The organism is Rhizobium sp. TRM95796 (genome assembly GCF_025779995.1).
In the GTDB taxonomy this organism is placed as follows: Bacteria; Pseudomonadota; Alphaproteobacteria; order Rhizobiales; family Rhizobiaceae; genus Rhizobium_E.
In genome coordinates this window covers 462,120-479,007 of the sequence record NZ_JAOXHE010000005.1, presented here as the reverse complement: position 1 = coordinate 479,007, position 16,888 = coordinate 462,120, and the positions used below count along the sequence as shown (strand labels likewise).

General features: G+C 63.9%; 21 protein-coding genes. 16 read left to right on the top strand and 5 right to left on the bottom strand.

The genetic code is table 11. The features are described 5' to 3' along the window. Positions 1-69: 69 nt before the first annotated feature. The 12 genes from OCK01_RS13780 to OCK01_RS13725 all read left to right on the top strand — a co-directional run bounded on the left by OCK01_RS13780 (position 70) and on the right by OCK01_RS13725 (position 9,813). Entirely contained in the window at positions 70-2,451 is a 2,382-nt protein-coding gene (locus OCK01_RS13780) for a putative monovalent cation/H+ antiporter subunit A (protein WP_412179009.1), read from the top strand. Beyond that, complete coding sequence (locus OCK01_RS13775; RefSeq protein WP_263824410.1) at positions 2,448-2,855, top strand: Na+/H+ antiporter subunit B; 408 nt, start codon at positions 2,448-2,450, stop codon at positions 2,853-2,855. Before OCK01_RS13780 ends, OCK01_RS13775 begins: the two co-directional genes overlap by 4 nt. Continuing rightward, on the top strand, positions 2,852-3,229 hold the full coding sequence (locus OCK01_RS13770; RefSeq protein WP_182826948.1) for a Na+/H+ antiporter subunit C: 378 nt from the start codon (positions 2,852-2,854) through the stop codon (positions 3,227-3,229). Before OCK01_RS13775 ends, OCK01_RS13770 begins: the two co-directional genes overlap by 4 nt. Before the next feature lies 1 nt (position 3,230). Further along, entirely contained in the window at positions 3,231-4,787 is a 1,557-nt protein-coding gene (locus OCK01_RS13765; RefSeq protein ID WP_263824409.1) for a Na+/H+ antiporter subunit D, read from the top strand. Further along, on the top strand, positions 4,784-5,260 hold the full coding sequence (locus OCK01_RS13760) for a Na+/H+ antiporter subunit E (protein ID WP_182826950.1): 477 nt from the start codon (positions 4,784-4,786) through the stop codon (positions 5,258-5,260). The genes OCK01_RS13765 and OCK01_RS13760 overlap by 4 nt, the downstream gene beginning before the upstream one ends. Next, entirely contained in the window at positions 5,257-5,592 is a 336-nt protein-coding gene (locus OCK01_RS13755; RefSeq protein WP_182826951.1) for a cation:proton antiporter, read from the top strand. Before OCK01_RS13760 ends, OCK01_RS13755 begins: the two co-directional genes overlap by 4 nt. Then, positions 5,589-5,936, top strand: coding sequence for a monovalent cation/H(+) antiporter subunit G (gene mnhG, locus OCK01_RS13750; RefSeq protein ID WP_182826952.1), 348 nt, complete (start codon positions 5,589-5,591; stop codon positions 5,934-5,936). Before OCK01_RS13755 ends, mnhG begins: the two co-directional genes overlap by 4 nt. A gap of 525 nt (positions 5,937-6,461) precedes the next feature. Then, positions 6,462-6,890 (top strand): MucR family transcriptional regulator, encoded by a 429-nt coding sequence (locus tag OCK01_RS13745; RefSeq protein ID WP_182826953.1) that lies wholly within the window; start codon positions 6,462-6,464, stop codon positions 6,888-6,890. Positions 6,891-7,101: 211 nt separating this feature from the next. Then, positions 7,102-7,608: a helix-turn-helix domain-containing protein gene (locus OCK01_RS13740; protein WP_263824408.1), complete on the top strand. Its 507-nt coding sequence runs from the start codon at positions 7,102-7,104 to the stop codon at positions 7,606-7,608. Positions 7,609-7,613: 5 nt separating this feature from the next. Continuing rightward, a complete protein-coding gene (locus OCK01_RS13735; RefSeq protein ID WP_263824407.1) occupies positions 7,614-8,369 on the top strand; it encodes a DUF6456 domain-containing protein in 756 nt (251 codons plus the stop codon). A 149-nt stretch (positions 8,370-8,518) separates the two neighbouring features. Further along, positions 8,519-8,992 (top strand): helix-turn-helix domain-containing protein, encoded by a 474-nt coding sequence (locus OCK01_RS13730; protein WP_263824406.1) that lies wholly within the window; start codon positions 8,519-8,521, stop codon positions 8,990-8,992. Then, entirely contained in the window at positions 8,989-9,813 is an 825-nt protein-coding gene (locus OCK01_RS13725) for a hypothetical protein (RefSeq protein WP_263824405.1), read from the top strand. Before OCK01_RS13730 ends, OCK01_RS13725 begins: the two co-directional genes overlap by 4 nt. A 12-nt stretch (positions 9,814-9,825) precedes the next feature. On the opposite strand, the gene OCK01_RS13720 is transcribed toward OCK01_RS13725, so the two are convergent. Continuing rightward, the gene (locus tag OCK01_RS13720) at positions 9,826-10,008 is read right to left on the bottom strand and encodes a DUF1902 domain-containing protein (RefSeq protein WP_263824404.1); all 183 of its coding nucleotides are present in this window, start codon (positions 10,006-10,008) and stop codon (positions 9,826-9,828) included. Positions 10,009-10,312: 304 nt separating this feature from the next. On the opposite strand from OCK01_RS13720, the gene OCK01_RS13715 reads away from it, so the two are divergent. After that, positions 10,313-10,858 (top strand): hypothetical protein, encoded by a 546-nt coding sequence (locus OCK01_RS13715; RefSeq protein WP_263824403.1) that lies wholly within the window; start codon positions 10,313-10,315, stop codon positions 10,856-10,858. A 64-nt stretch (positions 10,859-10,922) separates the two neighbouring features. Here OCK01_RS13715 and OCK01_RS13710 read toward each other — a convergent pair whose 3' ends face one another. After that, on the bottom strand, positions 10,923-11,339 hold the full coding sequence (locus OCK01_RS13710; RefSeq protein ID WP_263824402.1) for a SufE family protein: 417 nt from the start codon (positions 11,337-11,339) through the stop codon (positions 10,923-10,925). A gap of 270 nt (positions 11,340-11,609) precedes the next feature. After that, positions 11,610-12,026, bottom strand: a complete 417-nt coding sequence (locus OCK01_RS13705) for a DUF5330 domain-containing protein (RefSeq protein ID WP_263824401.1) — start codon at positions 12,024-12,026, stop codon at positions 11,610-11,612. Between the two features lie 552 nt (positions 12,027-12,578). Here OCK01_RS13705 and OCK01_RS13700 point away from each other — a divergent pair. From OCK01_RS13700 to OCK01_RS13690, 3 genes are all read left to right on the top strand, one after another. Next, a complete protein-coding gene (locus OCK01_RS13700) occupies positions 12,579-14,024 on the top strand; it encodes a sensor histidine kinase (RefSeq protein ID WP_263824400.1) in 1,446 nt (481 codons plus the stop codon). Further along, positions 13,996-14,895: a peptidoglycan-binding domain-containing protein gene (locus OCK01_RS13695; protein WP_263824399.1), complete on the top strand. Its 900-nt coding sequence runs from the start codon at positions 13,996-13,998 to the stop codon at positions 14,893-14,895. The genes OCK01_RS13700 and OCK01_RS13695 overlap by 29 nt, the downstream gene beginning before the upstream one ends. Before the next feature lie 84 nt (positions 14,896-14,979). After that, a complete protein-coding gene (locus OCK01_RS13690) occupies positions 14,980-16,098 on the top strand; it encodes a helix-turn-helix transcriptional regulator (RefSeq protein ID WP_263824398.1) in 1,119 nt (372 codons plus the stop codon). An 8-nt stretch (positions 16,099-16,106) separates the two neighbouring features. Here the strand turns inward: OCK01_RS13690 and OCK01_RS13685 are convergent, their stop codons facing one another. Both OCK01_RS13685 and OCK01_RS13680 read right to left on the bottom strand, forming a co-directional pair. Next, positions 16,107-16,424: a TraR/DksA family transcriptional regulator gene (locus OCK01_RS13685; RefSeq protein WP_182826962.1), complete on the bottom strand. Its 318-nt coding sequence runs from the start codon at positions 16,422-16,424 to the stop codon at positions 16,107-16,109. Positions 16,425-16,468: 44 nt separating this feature from the next. Then, entirely contained in the window at positions 16,469-16,879 is a 411-nt protein-coding gene (locus tag OCK01_RS13680; protein WP_182826963.1) for a universal stress protein, read from the bottom strand. Positions 16,880-16,888 lie beyond the last annotated feature (9 nt).

Here is a 16,888-nt window from a genome sequence, read left to right as displayed (position 1 = left end):
GTTTACCGGGTTCATTCCCCGTTTTTGCTGGCGCCGTCGAGATTTACCCCCTATTTCTAGCCGCGACCGATGAAATGGGGAGACGCCGAGATAGTGTCAGCGAACGGGTTCACCACCGCCGCTCTTTTCCTGCCCTTGCTGGGCGCGCTCGTTGCGCCCGCTTTGACGCGGGGGTTGCAGGAAAAAGCCGCCTGGCCGCTGATGCTGTTCTTGGCGGCGCCGTTTTTGATCTTTGCGAGCCATCTGCCCGAGGTTGCAAGCGGGGCGGCTGTGACGGGCGGGTTTGGCTGGGCGCCGGCGATGGGGCTCGATTACGCCTGGCGGCTCGATGGATTGGGTCTGACCTTCGCGCTACTGATCTCCGGCATCGGCGTGCTGATCGTGCTCTATTCCGGCGGCTATCTGAAGGGGCATGTCCAGCAGGGGCGGTTCTTCGCCTTTATCCTGCTGTTCTCGTTTGCCATGCTCGGCGTCGTCGTGTCCGACAATCTGTTGATGCTGTTCGTCTATTGGGAGATGACCTCGATCGCCTCCTTCCTGCTGATCGGGTTCGATCACGAGCGGGCCGCCTCAAGGCGCGGCGCGCTGCAGGCGTTGTTGGTGACCGGCGGCGGCGGGCTGGCGTTGCTGGCCGGCGTGATGACGCTGACGGTGATGAGCGGCGAGACGACGCTATCGGGGCTTACAGCCAAGGCGGCGGATGTGACGGCGCATCCCTGGGCGGGCGCGGCGCTGGTGCTGGTTTTGATCGGCGCCTTCACCAAATCGGCGCAGTTTCCCTTCCATTTCTGGCTGCCCAACGCCATGGAGGCGCCGACGCCGGTGTCGGCGTTTTTGCATTCGGCCACCATGGTGAAGGCCGGCGTCTATCTGCTGCTCAGGCTCAATCCGGTGTTCGGCGACACCACGCTCTGGCAGATCGTCCTGCCGCTGTTCGGCGGCGTCACGCTGGTGATCGGGGCGGCGCTGGCGCTGAAACAGACCGATCTCAAGCTGATGCTTGCCTATACGACGGTCGCCTCGCTCGGACTGATCACCATGATGACCGGCATCGGCTCGGACAAGGCCATCGAGGCGGCGGCGCTCTATCTGATCGCGCATGCGCTGTTCAAGGGCGCGCTGTTCATGATCGCCGGCGTCATCGACCATGAGACGGGCACGCGCGACATCACGCAGCTCACGGGCCTTCGGGGCAAGATGCCGATCACCTTCGGCGCGGCGCTCTTGGCCGCCTGCTCGATGGCCGGCATTCCGCTGTTTGCGGGCTTCATGGCCAAGGAAGAGATCTATGCGGCGCTGACCGAAGGCGGCTGGCGGGCGCTGCCGCTGCTGGCGGCCATCGCAGGCAATGCGATGATGGGGGCGATCGGCTTCGCGATCGCGCTCCTGCCCTTCCTCGGCGCCGAGAAGAAGACGCCGAAACACCCACACGACGGACCTGTCCTGCTGATGGCCGGACCGGTGGCGCTGGCCGCGCTCGGGCTGGTCTCGGGGCTTGCGGCCGGGCCGTTCCATCAGCTGTTTTCGAGCCCGATGGCGTCTTCCGCGGCGGGCGCGGCGCTTAATGTTCACGCCTCGCCGCTGCCGCATGTCAGCCTCGCTTTCGCGCTGTCGGTTCTGACGCTCGTGCTGGCGGCCGCCATGCTGTGGGGCCTCGACGGGTTGCGCGGGCTGATGGCGCGGCTGCTCGTGGCGATCGGCTGGGGGCCCGATCGCGGCTTCGACCAGTTCGTCTCGCTGGTGGTGACCGCCAGCCATGCCGCCCTGAACCGGCTGCAGACCGGGCGGCTGGAGCTCTATCTCACCACCGTATTCGCCTTCATCGCAGCCAGTCTTTTGCTGCCCATGGCGATCCATGGCGAATGGCCCGAAATTCCCGCCTGGCCGCGCGATCTGCAACCGCATGAAGCGGGCTTCATCGCCATCGCCATCTTCGGCCTCTATGCGGTGCTGGCCGCCAAAAGCCGGCTGACGGCGATCGTGTCCCTGGGCATCCAGGGTTTTGCGGTGGCGGTGCTCTATCTCCTGTTCGGCGCGCCGGATCTCGCCTTCACCCAGTTCATGGTCGAGACGCTGTCGGTGGTGATCCTGGCGCTGATCATGACGCGCCTCAGGCTCGACGTCAGCGACCACCGGCCCATCAGGCAGATCGCGCTCGACGCGACGATCGCCGTGGCCTGCGGGCTGGGCTTCGCGCTCTATCTGCTCAAGACGCTGGAGACGCCGTTCGACGCCACGCTGTCGGCCTTCTTCGGCGATTATTCGAAAACGCTCGCGCATGGAGCCAATGTCGTCAATGTCATCATCGTCGATTTCCGCGGCTCGGACACGCTGGGAGAAATCGCCGTGGTGACGATCACCGGACTCGCGATCCTGGCGCTGATCCGCCTGCGGCCCTTGGCGGCCCCGCCCGCCGACAATGACCCCGATCGCGAGGAGGAGCGCGCATGAACTCCGTGATCCTCAAGACCATGGCGCCGTTCCTGACGGTGCTGATGATCGTCTTCTCCGTCTTCGTGCTGCTGCGCGGCCACAATGCGCCGGGCGGCGGCTTCATCGGCGGGCTGCTGGCGGCCGCCGCGATCGCGCTCTACGCGCTGGCCTTCGGAGTGGAGGCGACGCGCCGGGCCTTGAAGGCGCATCCGATGACCATCGCCGGCGGCGGCCTGCTGCTGTCGACGGTGTCGGGCCTGGTCTCCTGGCTCGCCGGCAAGCCGTTCATGACCGGCCTGTGGTTCAACGTCGCCGGCGTCGATCTCTCCACCGTGATGAGCTTCGATCTCGGCGTCTATCTGGTGGTGCTCGGGGCGTTTTCGACCATTCTGCTCGCGCTCGAGGAGCGGGAGGACCCATGACCGAAGCGCCCTTCATCCTGCTCGCCGGGCTGTTCTTCACCGCCGCCATCTATCTGATGCTGTCGAGCCGCATCATCCGCATCATGCTCGGCGTGTCCTTGCTCGGCAACGCCGTGAACCTGACGCTGTTCATCGCCGGCCGGATGACGCGCGAGATCCCGCCGGTGATCACGGGCGGCGACGTGCTGCCCTCGACCGCGGCCAATCCGCTGCCGCAGGCGCTGATCCTGACCGCCATCGTGATCTCCTTCTCGTTCTTCGCCTTCCTGATGGTGCTGGCCTATCGCGCCCGGCAGACGCTCGACACCGACGACACCACGTCGCTGCGATTCTCCGAGCCGGCCGACGCGGCCCTTCCGCCGAGGGAGTACTGACATGCAGACGCTGCTCGCCGCCGCCGCCGGCATCGACCTGACCAAAGTCTACGCGCCCGACGTCGCGCCCGAAGCCTGGCTGGCCATCCTGCCCGTGGCGCTGCCGCTCGCCGCAGGCGCGCTTCTCACCGCGATCCGCCGCAGGATCGGCTGGCATGCGCCGATCGCGCTCGCCACGCTGGCGCTGATGGTTCTGGCGGAGATCGCGCTTCTGGCGCATGTCGCCGTCAACGGCCCCGTCACGCTGGCGCTCGGCCAATGGCTGCCGCCGTTCGGCATCGCCTTCACCGTCGATGTCGGCGGCGCCGGGCTGGCGCTGGTCGCGGGCGTGGTGACGCTAGCCGCGTCCGTGTTTGCGCTCGACGAGATCGACCTCAACCACCGGCGCTACGGCTTTTATCCCTTCCTGCTGTTCCTGATCGCCGGCGTCTCCGGGGCGTTTCTGACCGGCGACGTGTTCAACCTCTATGTCTGGTTCGAGGTGCTGCTGATCTCGTCCTTCGGCCTGCTGGTGCTGGGCGGCGAGAAGGAGCAGATCGACGGAGCGCTGAAATACGGCCTGCTCAATCTGGTCGGCACGACGCTGTTCCTGATCGCCACAGGCTATCTCTATTCCCTGTTCGGCACGCTCAACATGGCCGACATCGCCGTAAAAGTGTCCAAGGATCAGGGCGATCTGCCGCTCGGCACGCTGGCGGCGCTCTATCTCACCGCTTTCGGCATGAAGGCGGCCGCCTTTCCGCTCAACGCCTGGCTGCCCGCCTCCTATCACACGCCGCGCATGGCGGCCGCCGCCTTGTTCGCCGGCCTGCTGACCAAGGTCGGCGTCTATGCGCTGATCCGGGTGCTCGCCATGCTGATGCCGGCCGAAGGCGCGGCCCTGTCGCCGGTGATCGGCGCGGTGGCGGGCCTGACCATGCTGGCCGGCGCGATCGGCGCCATCGCCAGCGACGACCTCAAGCGCGCGCTCGGCCATTGGGTGGTCGCCGGCATCGGGGTTGCGCTGGCGGGGCTGGCGATCGGCGGCGAGGCCGGCCTGTCGGGCGCCTATTTCTACCTCCTGCATTCGATGCTGGTGATGTCCGGCCTCTATTTCGCCGTGGGCGTGATGACGACGCGGGCGGGAGCGTCCTCGCTGACCAAGCTGGGCGGGCTCTACAAGGCCGCGCCGGGGCTGACTGTGATCACCGGCCTGCTGCTACTCGGGCTGGCCGGACTGCCGCCGCTGTCGGGCTTCTGGCCCAAGGCGATGCTGGTCAAGGCGGCGCTCGCCGCCGATCACGACGGGCTGGCCGCGGCCATTCTCGTCTCCGGCTTCCTGCTGAGCTTTGCGGCGGGGCGGGTGATGCTGCTCGCCTTCTGGCGGCCCGGCGAGATCGCCGCCGACAGGGCGCCCGATCACCGGATGATGACCGGCGCGGCGGCGGCGATGGCGGCGCTCAGCCTGGCGATCGGCCTCTGGCCGGCGCCGGCGGCCGATATCGCCGATCTCGCCGCGCGCGGCTTCATCGATCCCGCCGCCTATATCGGCTCGGCGCTGATGGGGGACCGCCCATGAAGGCCGCCCTCGCCCACCTCGCCATCATTCTCGCCGCGACGGCCTTTTCCGGCCTGCCGTCCGGGCTTTCGCTGCTGATCGGCTTTTTCGTCGGCGCCGTCGTGCTGTCGCTGCTGCCGCGCGCCTCGGGCTCGCTGCGTTACGGCGTCAGGCTGTGGCGCATCTGCAAGCTGATCCTGGTCTTTCTGAAAGAGTTCACGCTGTCGGTGTGGCGGGTGGCGCGGCTGGTGACCTCGCCGAGCATGCGCTTCCAGCCCGGCCTGCTGACCGTGCCGCTGACGCTGACCCGCGACGCCGAGATCACCCTTCTCGCCAATCTCATCACGCTGACGCCGGGCACGCTGACGGTGGACGTGGCCGAAGACCGCAGCTATCTGCTGGTGCATGCGGTGGACGCGCCCGATCCAGACGCGACCCGCGACGATATCGTCACCGGTTTCCAGCGGCTGATCAAGGAGGCCTTCGAACCATGACCGCTGCCGACATTCTCACGCATTCGGTGCATTTCGCCCTGGCCATGCTCATCGCCGCCATGGCGCTGATCGCGTTGCGGGTGCTGCGCGGGCCGACCCTGGCCGACCGGGCGCTGGCCCTCGACCAGCTGGTGGGCGTGGCGATCGGCTTCATCGCCGTGATCGCCGTGCAGACCGGCTTCGAACTCTATGTCGACATCGCGCTGGCGCTCGGCCTGACCGGCTTTCTGACCACGGCGGCCTTCGCCCGTTACCTGCAGCTCGCCGGCGATCCCGAAGGACGGCGCGGCGGGGCGCAGATCGACAAGGTCGAAAAGAAGATCGCGCCATGACCGAGACGCTTCTCACGCTGGCGGCGTCGGCGCTGCTGATCATCGGCTCCGTGATCGCGCTGATTTCGGCGATCGGCCTGCTGCGGCTGCCCGACGTCTTCGCCCGCATGCACGCCGCCTCCAAGGCGGGGGCGGCGGGATCGAGCCTGCTGCTGCTCGCCGTGGCGCTGAGGGCCGACGAAAGCTCGATCTGGATCAAGGTGGCGGCGACGATCCTGTTCTTCTTCCTGACGGCGCCGATCTCCGCCCATCTGCTGGCCCGCGCCGCAATCAAGGCGGGCTTCCGGCCGCCGGTCCTCGACGAGGGCGCGCGCGCCGCGATCGAGGAGACGAAAGCGGACTGAGCGACGTGCATCAGGCGGGGTCAGTATTGCCGTAAAATTTCTACGAGCGGGCCAGAAACGATCGAAATCGGGCCAAGCCGCTTCAAACGAAGAACAAGCGAAAAAGTTCCACCACAAAACTGCAAGTCGAGAATTTTTTATAGCTTATGTAAGGCTCTATTAAGATTGGTTTCCATTTTACGGGATGACGTAACGGCAAGTTTTTGCTGATTGTGTAGAATATGTAAAAATATATTGGAAATGCCAAGGAAAGATGTTAATCGGCAAAACAAGAGTCATATTCCGATTCAGTTCAGTCCAATCCTCATGGGGGACGCTAGGCTCAAGCAAGGCGCTGCATGAACGACAGGACTGAAGAGCGGATCTATCCGCTCACGGAATGGAAGTCGTCGAAGCATATTGGTCGAAGCGCTAGGGGTAGCGACCAGGCCATCAAACCTATACTTCGCCGGGCATGGCTCTGATGATCGCTTCTGGTTCGAAAGAAACTGAAGCAGGGCAAGTGGATCGATCAGGAGAACAAGAATGAACGACGCAGCCAATGCGGGAAACAAGGAATTGCTGGTCGAACTGACCGCGGAAATCGTTGCCGCCTATGTCGGCAATCACGTGGTGCCGGCCAACGACCTCGCTTCCCTCATCGCCGACGTGCATACGGCGCTGTCCAACACGGCGACGGCGGAAGCCGCCGCTCCGGTGGTGGAAAAGCCGAAGCCGCCGGTGCCGATCAAGAAGTCGGTGCACAACGACTATATCATCTGCCTCGAAGACGGCATGAAGTTCAAGTCGCTCAAGCGCCACCTCATGACCCATTATGGCATGACCCCGGAAGATTATCGCGAAAAGTGGGAGCTTCCGGCAGACTACCCGATGGTGGCCCCGGCCTATGCCGAAGCGCGCTCGCGCCTCGCCAAGGAAATGGGCCTCGGCCAGGGCCGCAAGAAGCGCGCCTGAGCCGACGGCGCCCAATGCGTCAGATGACAGGGCGGTCCTTCGGGGCCGCCTTTTTCGTTTCCGAGTAAGGAAATTTTTCCTACAATTGATTTCAAATACTTAGCCCGGTTCCGCCCTGTGAATCGGCGATCGGTTGCGCGCCTATCTTTTCAACGTCTGGATTGTACGCTATGAATAGGAAAATTAACCTATTTTGATCGGAGCGATACGGATGAGCGATACCGAAGACCGTGACATCACCAGCCTGTTTTGCGAGCCGCATGTGGCCGCCCGGCTGGAGCAACGCCTGTCGGACTGGCGCGCGCGCGGCAGGGACCAGACGGCCCTCGTCGCCTCTGCCGGCCCCGGCCCCGGCAGGCTCGCCCGCCGCGCCCGACGCCGCCGGCAGCGCGCCGAGATTTCGCCGCGCAGCGTCTCCGGCGTGGTGGCGACGATCGCCACCGAGATGATGTTCCTGACCTCCGACGAGCCGCAGCGCGGTCGCAACCGCCGCTTCGCCATGAGCCATGTGCAGCAGATCGCCATGTATGTCTGCCATGTGGTGCTGCAGATGACCATGACCGAGATCGGCCGCGGCTTCGGCCGCGACCGCAGCACGGTGGGGCACGCCTGCGCCCGCGTCGAGGACCGACGGGACGAGGCCGGTTTCGACCGGCTGGTGACGGCGATCGAGACGGTGACCTCGGGCGTCTTCACGCCCATCGGCCGCAAGGGGTGAGGCCGATGAGCGGGATCGACACGATGAAAGAGATCGAAAAGCTGCTCCGCTTTCTCGGCAATGCCGGCTGCCGCGCGGACCTCGCCCCCGACAAAGCCGACGGCGCGTTGCGGCTCAGCCATCCCGACGGCCGGGTGGCCGATTTCCCGAGGCCGGTGGCGACCGAGGCCGGGAGCCGCGGCTTGCTGGTCGATCGCAACGGCCTGGTGGCCCCCACGCTTGAGGCCCGCTCCTTCCTGCGCCGTCGGCGCGCCGCCCGCGAAGAGGCGATGCTCGACCAGCATCGCGCCATCGAGATCGGCTTTCTCGTCGAGGGCGAGACGGCGGAGCCTGTGCGCATCAACGCCGCCGAAAGCCCGCTTTCGCAATTCGCCCGCATGAAGGACAAATCCGGCGCGCCGTGGTTTGCCGACGCCGCACTCGCCTCCGGCGAGCGGCTGGCGCGCGATTTCCACTTCGCCGGGCTGCAGCCCAAGATCACGCCGAGCTACGAGCCCCGCTTCGGCGACCGCGTCAAGGCCGCGCCCGGCGCGGGCGTGGAGCTCAAGGACAATGTGGTGGCCGCCCGGCTGCGGGTCGCCCGCGCGCTGACCGCCATCGGCCCCGAGCTTTCGGGCGTGGCGCTCGACGTCTGCTGCTTCGAGAAAGGGCTGGAGACGGTAGAGCGCGAACGCCAATGGCCGGCAAGATCGGCCAAGCTGATGCTGAAGACGGCGCTGTTGGCGCTGGAGAGGCATTATCGGGCAGGTGGGAGGGGGTGAATAGCCAATAGCGAATAGCGAATAGCGAATAGCGAATAGCCAATAGGGAGCAGCGAGGAGCGCGCAACTGTCAGATCGATCGGGTTGTTGCGAATATTTCGAATAGGAGTTAGTCTATTCGTGTTGATCAAGGCGAACCGGAGAGAGACATGACCCTTCCTGCAAACGCCCAAGAGCTGGGCGGACGCTTGCCGTCCGAACAGGAACGCGCAGCAGCGAACCAGTTGCGCAAGATCATCGCCGCTCAATCCAAAGCCAATGCGACGCTGCGGGTCGTCAACGACGGACAGGCGGCGACGGAGATCGTTCTGACACCGGGACTGTCGGGCCTCTTGATGGATGTCCTTCGCCATATCGGCAAAGGAGACGCCGTCACGCTGGTGCCGGTTACGCAGCTGCTGACCACGCAGCAGGCCGCCGATATCCTCAATGTGTCCAGGCCCTATCTGATCTCGTTGCTCGATCGCGGCGACATTCCCTATTCGCTGACCGGACGGCACAGACGCATTCAGGCAGATCACCTGTTCAACTACAAGCGCGCCCGCGACAAAGGCCGCAGGGAAGCTCTGGACAGGCTCGGCGAACTGGATGGAGAATTGCTCTTGCAGGACCTAAACAGATGAAATTCGTTAACTTTGCAACTGCCGTTGTTCTGTGTGGCCTATTTTTCTTTATGGGCCTGTCGTTCGGTGAGTCAAATATTGATGGTCTGACAGGCGGATCATTAGCTGACTTAGCGGCTCAACAGTCTATGGCCAGATCCGCCCGTTGGGCGGTTGTCCTATCTTACGCTTCGCTCGGAATAGCGATTATCGGCCTTATCTATATCAGATTTACATTTGAGGAGACGCGCAAGACCACGAAGGCAGCGCTCGAAAGCACCAAAATCGCGGAACGAGCTGCTAAAGAAACCAGAGAAGCTTGGACGAGTGAGCAGCGGGCTTGGCTATCATTTACAAACATCGAGAAAACATCGCTAGAGATCTTTTCGGACAACAAAAAAATAGACATCGTTTTAGAGTTTAAAGTCAGCATATTTAACTCTGGAAACTCGCCCGCTACAGGAGCTTTTATGATTTCCGAAGCAGGGAATGGATGGACAGATCCTGACTTCAGAAAATCTATGAATCGCCTATCCGAACAGCTTTCTGCTGAACAATTCGATGAAAATGAGGAGGGAGGCCTGATAATTGCACCTGGCGGTACAAAAACGTTGCAGAGGCAAACCACTCTTACATTGGATGATGATGCTCCTCTGATAGTGGCGCTTGGTCTGATTGTTCAATATCGCGTTTTCAACGAAAAAACCCCTCGGATTACAGAGGAAAGATTCACAATATCTCCGGCCTTAGTTCAAGATCAGAGGATAAATTTTCACCGGAAATCTTTTAGACAAGAAGCAGCCAATGTTAACTTTATCACTGAGATTGGCCGCATCACTTAAATTTTCAAATTGCTATATTCTCACGCAGGAGCCGTTCAGTTCCAGGAGATCGGCAACGGCGGCGAGGACCTTGGTTTCCAGTTTCTCCATGGTCTCCGCCTCGACGGCGAGACCGTCGATGTCGTCGCTCGTGGCGAACCAGACGTCGGCCTCGCCATCCCAGGCGGCGCGCACGGTAATCGCATGAGCATTCATTGCCGGTCTCCCGCTGTTTGAGCTAACCCGTCATGTCGGCCATCATAGCACGGAGGGCGCTTCAAGGGAATTCGCGCTGCTTGATCGGGCGAGAGTTTGATCGCCAATTGCCTCTCCGTCGACCTTTATTCTAACGAACATATCCAGCTGGACGATTTTCAATGTGTGGCCTTCACCTACCGCGACCTGGCGTAACCCCAGATGCGGAGCGGAACGCGGTCCATGCTTGACGGCGCAACTCAGATTAGCATGATCAGGTTGCAAAACGCGCGGAGAATGAAATTTGACGAACCGAGCATCCCGATTGTCCATCGCTGCGGCTTGGGTTTTGGCGCTTGCAACTGATACACATAGTCGATCGCCCAATGGGGCAGACTCCGTTGCCGCAATACAATCTGTTTCCAGAAAGATAGTAATTGCTGAAAACAACGAAGACCAGACACCCGCCAGCCTATATCTCGCTTGCACAACCAGCGCTGCGCGGCATCTTCTGCTTTCGACCCGCCTCCCCGGACCTAGAGATGATTACAGAAAGGGGAACAAGGACGACGCCTTCCTCTATGTCGAAACCATAGAGCAGAAAATGGATCTGAAGTGGACGCTGGCTGAAAGGGGCAAGGACGATCCCTGGGGCGGCTATCTCTTCTGGCGAAAGAACCTCGATGAGCCGGATACGTTGATCTCGGCGCCGCTCACCGGCGATCAGATTGCCACAATCAGCCGGTGGTTCGGGCATGCGCCACCATCGGAAGTCTCGATCATCGGCTTCCTTGAAACCGGCGTCTCCATGACAGGAAAGGCGACGGGCAAGGCCATCGCCGACTTCGACGCGTCTTGCAGCGCAAAATAGAGTGCGCCCAACGCAGGAAAGCCGGCTCGTTCATTGGAAGCTACGTCGTCTTCCGCAGACACCCTCACCCCGCCGCCTTCACGCCCTCTTCCCTGATACGGTTGACCATCGACCTCAGCCCGTTCGCCCTCTGCGCCGAGAGATGTTCGATCATGCCGATCTCTTTGAACGTGTCGAGCGCGTCGAGTTTGGCGACGTCGGAGGCGTGTTTGCCGCTGTAGATGGCGAGCACGATGGCGACGAGGCCGCGGACGATGTGGGCGTCGCTGTCGCCGCGGAAGGTCATCACGGGGTCTTTGCCCTCGCCCGGTTCGCTGACCAGCCAGACCTGGCTCGCGCAGCCGCGCACCTTGTTGTCGGCCGTGCGGTCCTCTTCGGGCAGATCGGGCAGCGCCTTGCCGAGTTCGATCACATAGCGGTAGCGATCCTCCCAATCGTCGAGAAAGGCGAAGTCGCTGATGATGTCGTCGATGGCGGCCATGATGCTGATCCCTGTCTTTGCGCCCGATATAGGCGTTCGGGGCGGCCTTGAAAAGCCGTGGCAGGGGGTTGTCCGGCGCGATCGGGGCAAAGAAAAAGCCGCGAAGCGCTGGGCTTCGCGGCGGCGTCACGAGGACGAGGCGGGGCATGAAAAGAAGCGAGGCGCGCTTCAGGCAGCGCGGCGGAGCCGGTCATGGCGCGGCCGCGAAGGGGGAATGGGTGAATAGCGAGTAGCGAATAGCGGGTAGCGAGCAGCGAATAGACGGTCGGGTCAGGGCGCGGGGCGCGGGGTCGGGATGGGGATGGGGATGTGGCGGGCGGTCCCGGCTTGCGCGCCGGCCTCGGGGGCGGCTGCGGCCGATGTCACGGTTCCGGTCGTCACGCTGTCGGCGGCGGCGAGCTGGGCGGGGTCGGCGAATTTTTCATCGAGATAGGAATAGGCCACCCGCGCGCCCTCCCTGGCTCTGGAGCCCAGCGTCGAGACGGTCTCGGCGCCCTTGACGCAGACATCGGGTTTTTCCGCGCAGAGCGAGCCCATATAGGTGATGGCGCCGGCGGCGGCGCCGAATGCATCGGTGAGTTCGACGCCTTCCTCTTTCTTCAGGCGGTCGCTCGCTTCCTGATCGAAGATCGGCAGCATGACCAGCACCATCGAAAACCAGAAGGCGGTTCTCAAGAGAAACCACATAGCCTTGTTCCTTGCCCTGTTTCATTCCGGATCTTGTCGCGTCCGGTTTTGTCGTGTCCGCCGGCTGTCGCCGGTCTCGTCGCTTCGGGCCGGCCCATCTGTCCGGCGATGACCAGACCCTAGCCCGGTCATGCTGACGTCCCATTACGGCAAAGGGGAGGAATCGAGTCGAATTTGCAGCGAATTTGAGTTTTTCGACATTTATGCAATCTTGAACTGCATTTGTCTCGAATTCGACCGATCGCCGTTAACCTTCGTGGCGGCCCGTCCCGGAAATACAGGCGATTGAGGGGGACCTGGCCGCCACAAAGGTTAACTCCCGCCGCGGAAGGCCGAAAACGCCAGCAATTACGTGCTGTTAACCACGATTTTCGAAGTTGGCCGCATCTGTGCCTTTTCTGGACTTTTCGCCCGTCGCGGCGGCTGTTCCGGGTTCGTTTTTATCCTTTCCTTAAGTCGACGCTGCCATTTTCCGGACTGAGAGTTCCCAAGGGCTAATGAAGGCCACAAGCTTTGAGAGTATTGAGCGACATCGGCGGCAAGGCGCGTCACATGATCGGACGCGTATGCGAGACAGGCGACGGGGCCCTGCCCCGGCCTGGCCTCAGACTGGCCGCGTCCTGCGCGATCGGCCTGGGCTGCCTGGCCGGCATGCAGCTGGCCGGCGTCGCGCTCGCGGCGTCCCTGCCGGCTTCGGCCGCGCTGTTCGCCGCCTCGATGACGCTGGCGCTGGCGCTGCGCGAGATCCGCCCGGAGTTCAAAGCCGGACGTGAGGCCGAGACCGTCGCCGCCGCTCCGTCGCCCGCGTCGTCGCTTGCGCGCCTGCCGGGCCTTGTGACCCGCCACGATCGCTCGGGCGGCCTCCTTTCCGTCGCCGGCGCCGACGCGCAGGCTTTCGGTTTCTCGCCGGATCGCATCCAGCCGAATGCGGTGATCGACCGCGTGCATGTGGCCGGACGCATCGGCTATCTCCAGGCGGTCGACGACCTGCGCCGCGGCGCGGCCCGCGCCCGCGCCGACGTGCTGTTCGCCGTCGGCGGCTTCGAAAACCACTACCGTCCCGTCCGCATCGACTTCGTCGGCGAATGCGACGCAGACGGCGCGCTGTCGGGTTTCGTCACCCAGATCACCGATCGCGGCCAGGAGGCGGCGCTGGAGGAAGAGGTCGCCCGCGCCCGCGACGAGGCGCTCGGCGCCAACGAGGCCAAGACCCGTTTTCTCGCCGCCGTCAGCCATGAGCTGCGCACGCCGCTCAACGCCATCCTCGGATTTTCCGACATTCTCACCGGCGAATATTTCGGCCGCTTCGAAAACGACAAGCAGAAGGAATATTGCGAGCTGATCAACCGTTCCGGCAAGCATCTGCTCGCCGTGGTCAACGCCATGCTCGACATGAGCAAGATCGAAGCCGGCCGCTACGATCTCGTCAAGGAACCGTTCGATATCGGCGACGCCGTGTCCGCCACCGAGGAAATGCTGTCGCTCGCCGCCCGCGCCAAGGGCGTTGTGCTGACGACGCGGGTGGCCCGCCAGTTGGGCGACGTCTGCGCCGACCGTCGCGCCATCCAGCAGGTGCTGATCAATCTCGCCAGCAACGCGATCAAATTCACCGAAGCCGGCGGCGTGGTGACCATCGACGCCGCCCGAGCCGGCGAAAAACTCGTGCTCACCGTTTCTGACACCGGCGTCGGCATCGCGCCCGACAAGATCGGCAAACTCGGCCAGCCCTTCGTGCAGGTGGACAGCACCTATGCGCGTCAATATGAAGGCGCAGGCCTCGGCCTTGCGCTGGTCAAGGGTCTCGTGGCCCTGCATGGCGGCTCCTTCGCGATCGAAAGCGAAGTGGGGGCCGGCACCAAGGCGACCGTCATCCTGCCTTTCGAGGGCGAGGACGGCGCCGACAACGCCATCGAATTTCCGCCGCGCCTCATCGAGCGCGCCCGGACACAGACGATAGAGGAGACGCTCAATGGCGCCGCCGAAGCGAAAATCGCCTGAGACGAAGAAAGCCCCCGCCCGCAAGGCGCCGGCCAAACGCAAACGGAGCGCCTGGCTGTCAGGCGTCTCCTTCATCGCGCGCTATCCCCGGCTGATCTCGGGCGTGGCGATCTTTTCCGTCGTGTTCAGTTTCGTCGCGGCCAATGCGCTGTGGTATCAGCCGCATCACCCGTCGCCCTTCATGGCGACGCGGGGCGACGCCGCCGCGGCCGTCGACGCGGCGCGGGCTCCCGCCGCGGAAACCGGCGTCACCACGTTCCGCATCCAGCGTGAGGAGGATCTCGCGGCGCAACCAAAGCCGGCGGCCTCGCCGCTGGTGGCCGACATGCAGAAAGCCCTGACCGGCCTCAACCTCTATGACGGTCCCGCCGACGGCGTGAACGGACCGAAGACCGTGGCCGCGATCCAGTTCTATCAGGAGACGGAAGGGCTGGAAGCGACCGGCGAAGCCTCGCAGGCGCTGCTCGACCGCATGAAAGCGGCCCGCGCGGCCGTCGCCGACGCGTCGCCGCCGCCGGATCAGTCGAAGACCGCCAGCGTTAAGAAGAGCGACGACGTGGCGGACCTCATCCGCGCCATGGACGAGACGGGCTCGGTGCCCATTCCCGCCTCCGCCTATCCGGAGCCTGCAAAAAAGACCGCCCATGCCGACAAGGCGAAGGAGGCGCCGGCAGAAGCGCCGGTCAAGCGGGTGATGCTGATCCAGAAAGCCCTGGTCGGTCTCGCCTATGGCGATATCGCCGTGGACGGCAAGGCGGGCGCGGCGACCAAAGCGGCGATCCGCTCGTTCGAAAAAGCCTATCGCCTGCCCGTGACGGGCGAACCCTCGGACGCGGTCCTGAAGAAGCTGAAGTCGATCGGCGCGCTCTGAAGCCGCAAAAGATCGGCTGAAAACGCGTAAAGTTTGACTTTCCGCGGAAAGCGTCAATGATCGTGTTTCAAGTTCTACTCACACATGGTCTTCATGCTCATCCCCGGATCTCCCGATCACGATCGCATCATTGACAAGATCTATGAAGCGGCGTTGCTGCCCGACGCCTGGCAGGACGTGCTGGAGGAGATCTGTCGATGGGGAGGCTTCTTCGGCGGCCTGGTGGCGATGGACGACGTCGCCCGCGCCGACTGGGTGCTGACGCCGAGCGTGGTCCCCATCTTCCAGGAATTCCTCGACGGCGGCTGGCAGCCGCGCAACGAGCGGCTCTACGGCCTGGTGCAATCCGGCGATCTCGATTTCGTTTCCGACTCGCAACTCTACAGCGAGGCCGACAAGGCGCGCATCCCGATCTACCGCGACTTCCTCACGCCGCGCGGTTTCGGGATCGGCTCCGCCACGATCGTGCAGGCGGCGGACGGCCGGCGCATGTCGATCATCTTCGAACGGAAGCTGGAGCAAGGGCCGTCGCCGCCGGAGATCCTGGCGGCGCTCAACAGCCTGAGGCCGCATATGGCGAGGGCGCTCAATCTCGCGAGCGAGGTGCGCCGGCAGCGCCAGCATTCGCTGTTGAACGGGCTGGCGCTGGCGGGCGTGCCGGCGGCGCTTATCACCGAACAGGGCCGGATCCTGGCCGCCAATGCGGTTTTCGAAGGCCTCGGCGACCACATCGCCTTTCTCGCCCATGGCCGGATGGCGCTGCGCGATCCCGCCGCGCAACTCTTGTTCACCGAGGCCTTGACCTCGCTCGGCGGCGAGCGCGTGCAATCGCTGCCGCTGCCGTCGGCGAACGAGGCGGCGCTGCCCGGCGTGCTACACATCCTGCCGCTGCGGCGCATGGCGCGGGATCTCGGCCCGAACGCGCAGGCGATCGTGATGGCGGCCTTCCCCACCAGAGGCGACGAAACCCTGTTTCCGCTGCTGAAGACGCTTTACGATTTCACCCGCGCCGAGGCGCGCGTCGCCGCGCTGATGCTGGAGGGCGAGGCCCTGCCCGAAATCGCCAAGAGGCTCGGCGTCGCCTATGAAACCGTGCGCAGCGGCGCCAAGGCGATCTATCGCAAGACCGGCAGTTCGGGCCAGACGGATTTCGTCCGGCGACTGTCGCCAGTCACGCGCTATTCGGTGGCGTCGGGCGGCTGAGCCGACGATCAGTGGATGCAGTCTTCGCAGAGCGCCGCCTGCGGCACGGCCCGAAGGCGCGCCTCGGAAATCGGCTCGCCGCATTTGGCGCAGAGGCCGAAGACGCCGCGGGCGATGCGGTCCAGCGCGGCGTTGACGGCGCGCAATTCCTCGAGCCCGGCCTGGCCGACCCCTTCGAGCACCTCGTCGCCCTCCACTTCCAGCGCATGATCCTCCGCATCCGCGCCCGCGGATGCGTCGAGCTCGTCTTCGATGGCGCGGAGGCGTCCCTCCAGCTCGGTCTTTCGCGCAGAGAGGCGGGCGGCAAAAGCGTTCACGTCCAGCATGGATCATTCTCCTCCAAATCGTATTTTTCGTGACCGAACCGGGATCAACGGTCGACAAGGACCGAGCATTTGGCGTGGCGCACGACCCGATCGGCGGTGGAGCCGAGAAGATAGTTGGAAAAATCGGGCCGATGCGACGCGATGATCACGAGATCGGCCGCCTGTTCCTCCGCCACAGCCAGGATCTCGCGGGCGGGCGAGCCGACCCGGGTGTGAATTTGCGCCGTCGCGCCGGTCTTGTCGTTCAGCGCCTTCAAGCGATCGACCGCTTCCCGGATGCTGGCCTCGATGAAATCCGCGGGCAGTTCGATGGTCATGTAGCCCGGAATATCCTCCGCCACATTGAGAAGCAGGATGACGCCGCCGTCGTCGACGAGTTCCATCGCCTTGCGAAGGATCTTCTCGCCCTTGTCGAGCTGGCCGATATCCACGGGAACGATGATCTTTTTAAACATGTCGCGCCT

Excerpts from the sequence above, each read along its gene's own strand:
- OCK01_RS13780 (WP_412179009.1), top strand. The coding sequence starts at position 70 with ATGAAATGGGGAGACGCCGAGATAGTGTCAGCGAACGGGTTCACCACC.
- OCK01_RS13775 (WP_263824410.1), top strand. The coding sequence starts at position 2,448 with ATGAACTCCGTGATCCTCAAGACCATGGCGCCGTTCCTGACGGTGCTG.
- OCK01_RS13770 (WP_182826948.1), top strand. The coding sequence starts at position 2,852 with ATGACCGAAGCGCCCTTCATCCTGCTCGCCGGGCTGTTCTTCACCGCC.
- OCK01_RS13765 (WP_263824409.1), top strand. The coding sequence starts at position 3,231 with ATGCAGACGCTGCTCGCCGCCGCCGCCGGCATCGACCTGACCAAAGTC.
- OCK01_RS13760 (WP_182826950.1), top strand. The coding sequence starts at position 4,784 with ATGAAGGCCGCCCTCGCCCACCTCGCCATCATTCTCGCCGCGACGGCC.
- OCK01_RS13755 (WP_182826951.1), top strand. The coding sequence starts at position 5,257 with ATGACCGCTGCCGACATTCTCACGCATTCGGTGCATTTCGCCCTGGCC.
- mnhG (WP_182826952.1), top strand. The coding sequence starts at position 5,589 with ATGACCGAGACGCTTCTCACGCTGGCGGCGTCGGCGCTGCTGATCATC.
- OCK01_RS13745 (WP_182826953.1), top strand. The coding sequence starts at position 6,462 with ATGAACGACGCAGCCAATGCGGGAAACAAGGAATTGCTGGTCGAACTG.
- OCK01_RS13740 (WP_263824408.1), top strand. The coding sequence starts at position 7,102 with ATGAGCGATACCGAAGACCGTGACATCACCAGCCTGTTTTGCGAGCCG.
- OCK01_RS13735 (WP_263824407.1), top strand. The coding sequence starts at position 7,614 with ATGAGCGGGATCGACACGATGAAAGAGATCGAAAAGCTGCTCCGCTTT.
- OCK01_RS13730 (WP_263824406.1), top strand. The coding sequence starts at position 8,519 with ATGACCCTTCCTGCAAACGCCCAAGAGCTGGGCGGACGCTTGCCGTCC.
- OCK01_RS13725 (WP_263824405.1), top strand. The coding sequence starts at position 8,989 with ATGAAATTCGTTAACTTTGCAACTGCCGTTGTTCTGTGTGGCCTATTT.
- OCK01_RS13720 (WP_263824404.1), bottom strand. The coding sequence starts at position 10,008 with ATGAATGCTCATGCGATTACCGTGCGCGCCGCCTGGGATGGCGAGGCC.
- OCK01_RS13710 (WP_263824402.1), bottom strand. The coding sequence starts at position 11,339 with ATGGCCGCCATCGACGACATCATCAGCGACTTCGCCTTTCTCGACGAT.
- OCK01_RS13705 (WP_263824401.1), bottom strand. The coding sequence starts at position 12,026 with ATGTGGTTTCTCTTGAGAACCGCCTTCTGGTTTTCGATGGTGCTGGTC.
- OCK01_RS13700 (WP_263824400.1), top strand. The coding sequence starts at position 12,579 with ATGATCGGACGCGTATGCGAGACAGGCGACGGGGCCCTGCCCCGGCCT.
- OCK01_RS13695 (WP_263824399.1), top strand. The coding sequence starts at position 13,996 with ATGGCGCCGCCGAAGCGAAAATCGCCTGAGACGAAGAAAGCCCCCGCC.
- OCK01_RS13690 (WP_263824398.1), top strand. The coding sequence starts at position 14,980 with ATGGTCTTCATGCTCATCCCCGGATCTCCCGATCACGATCGCATCATT.
- OCK01_RS13685 (WP_182826962.1), bottom strand. The coding sequence starts at position 16,424 with ATGCTGGACGTGAACGCTTTTGCCGCCCGCCTCTCTGCGCGAAAGACC.
- OCK01_RS13680 (WP_182826963.1), bottom strand. The coding sequence starts at position 16,879 with ATGTTTAAAAAGATCATCGTTCCCGTGGATATCGGCCAGCTCGACAAG.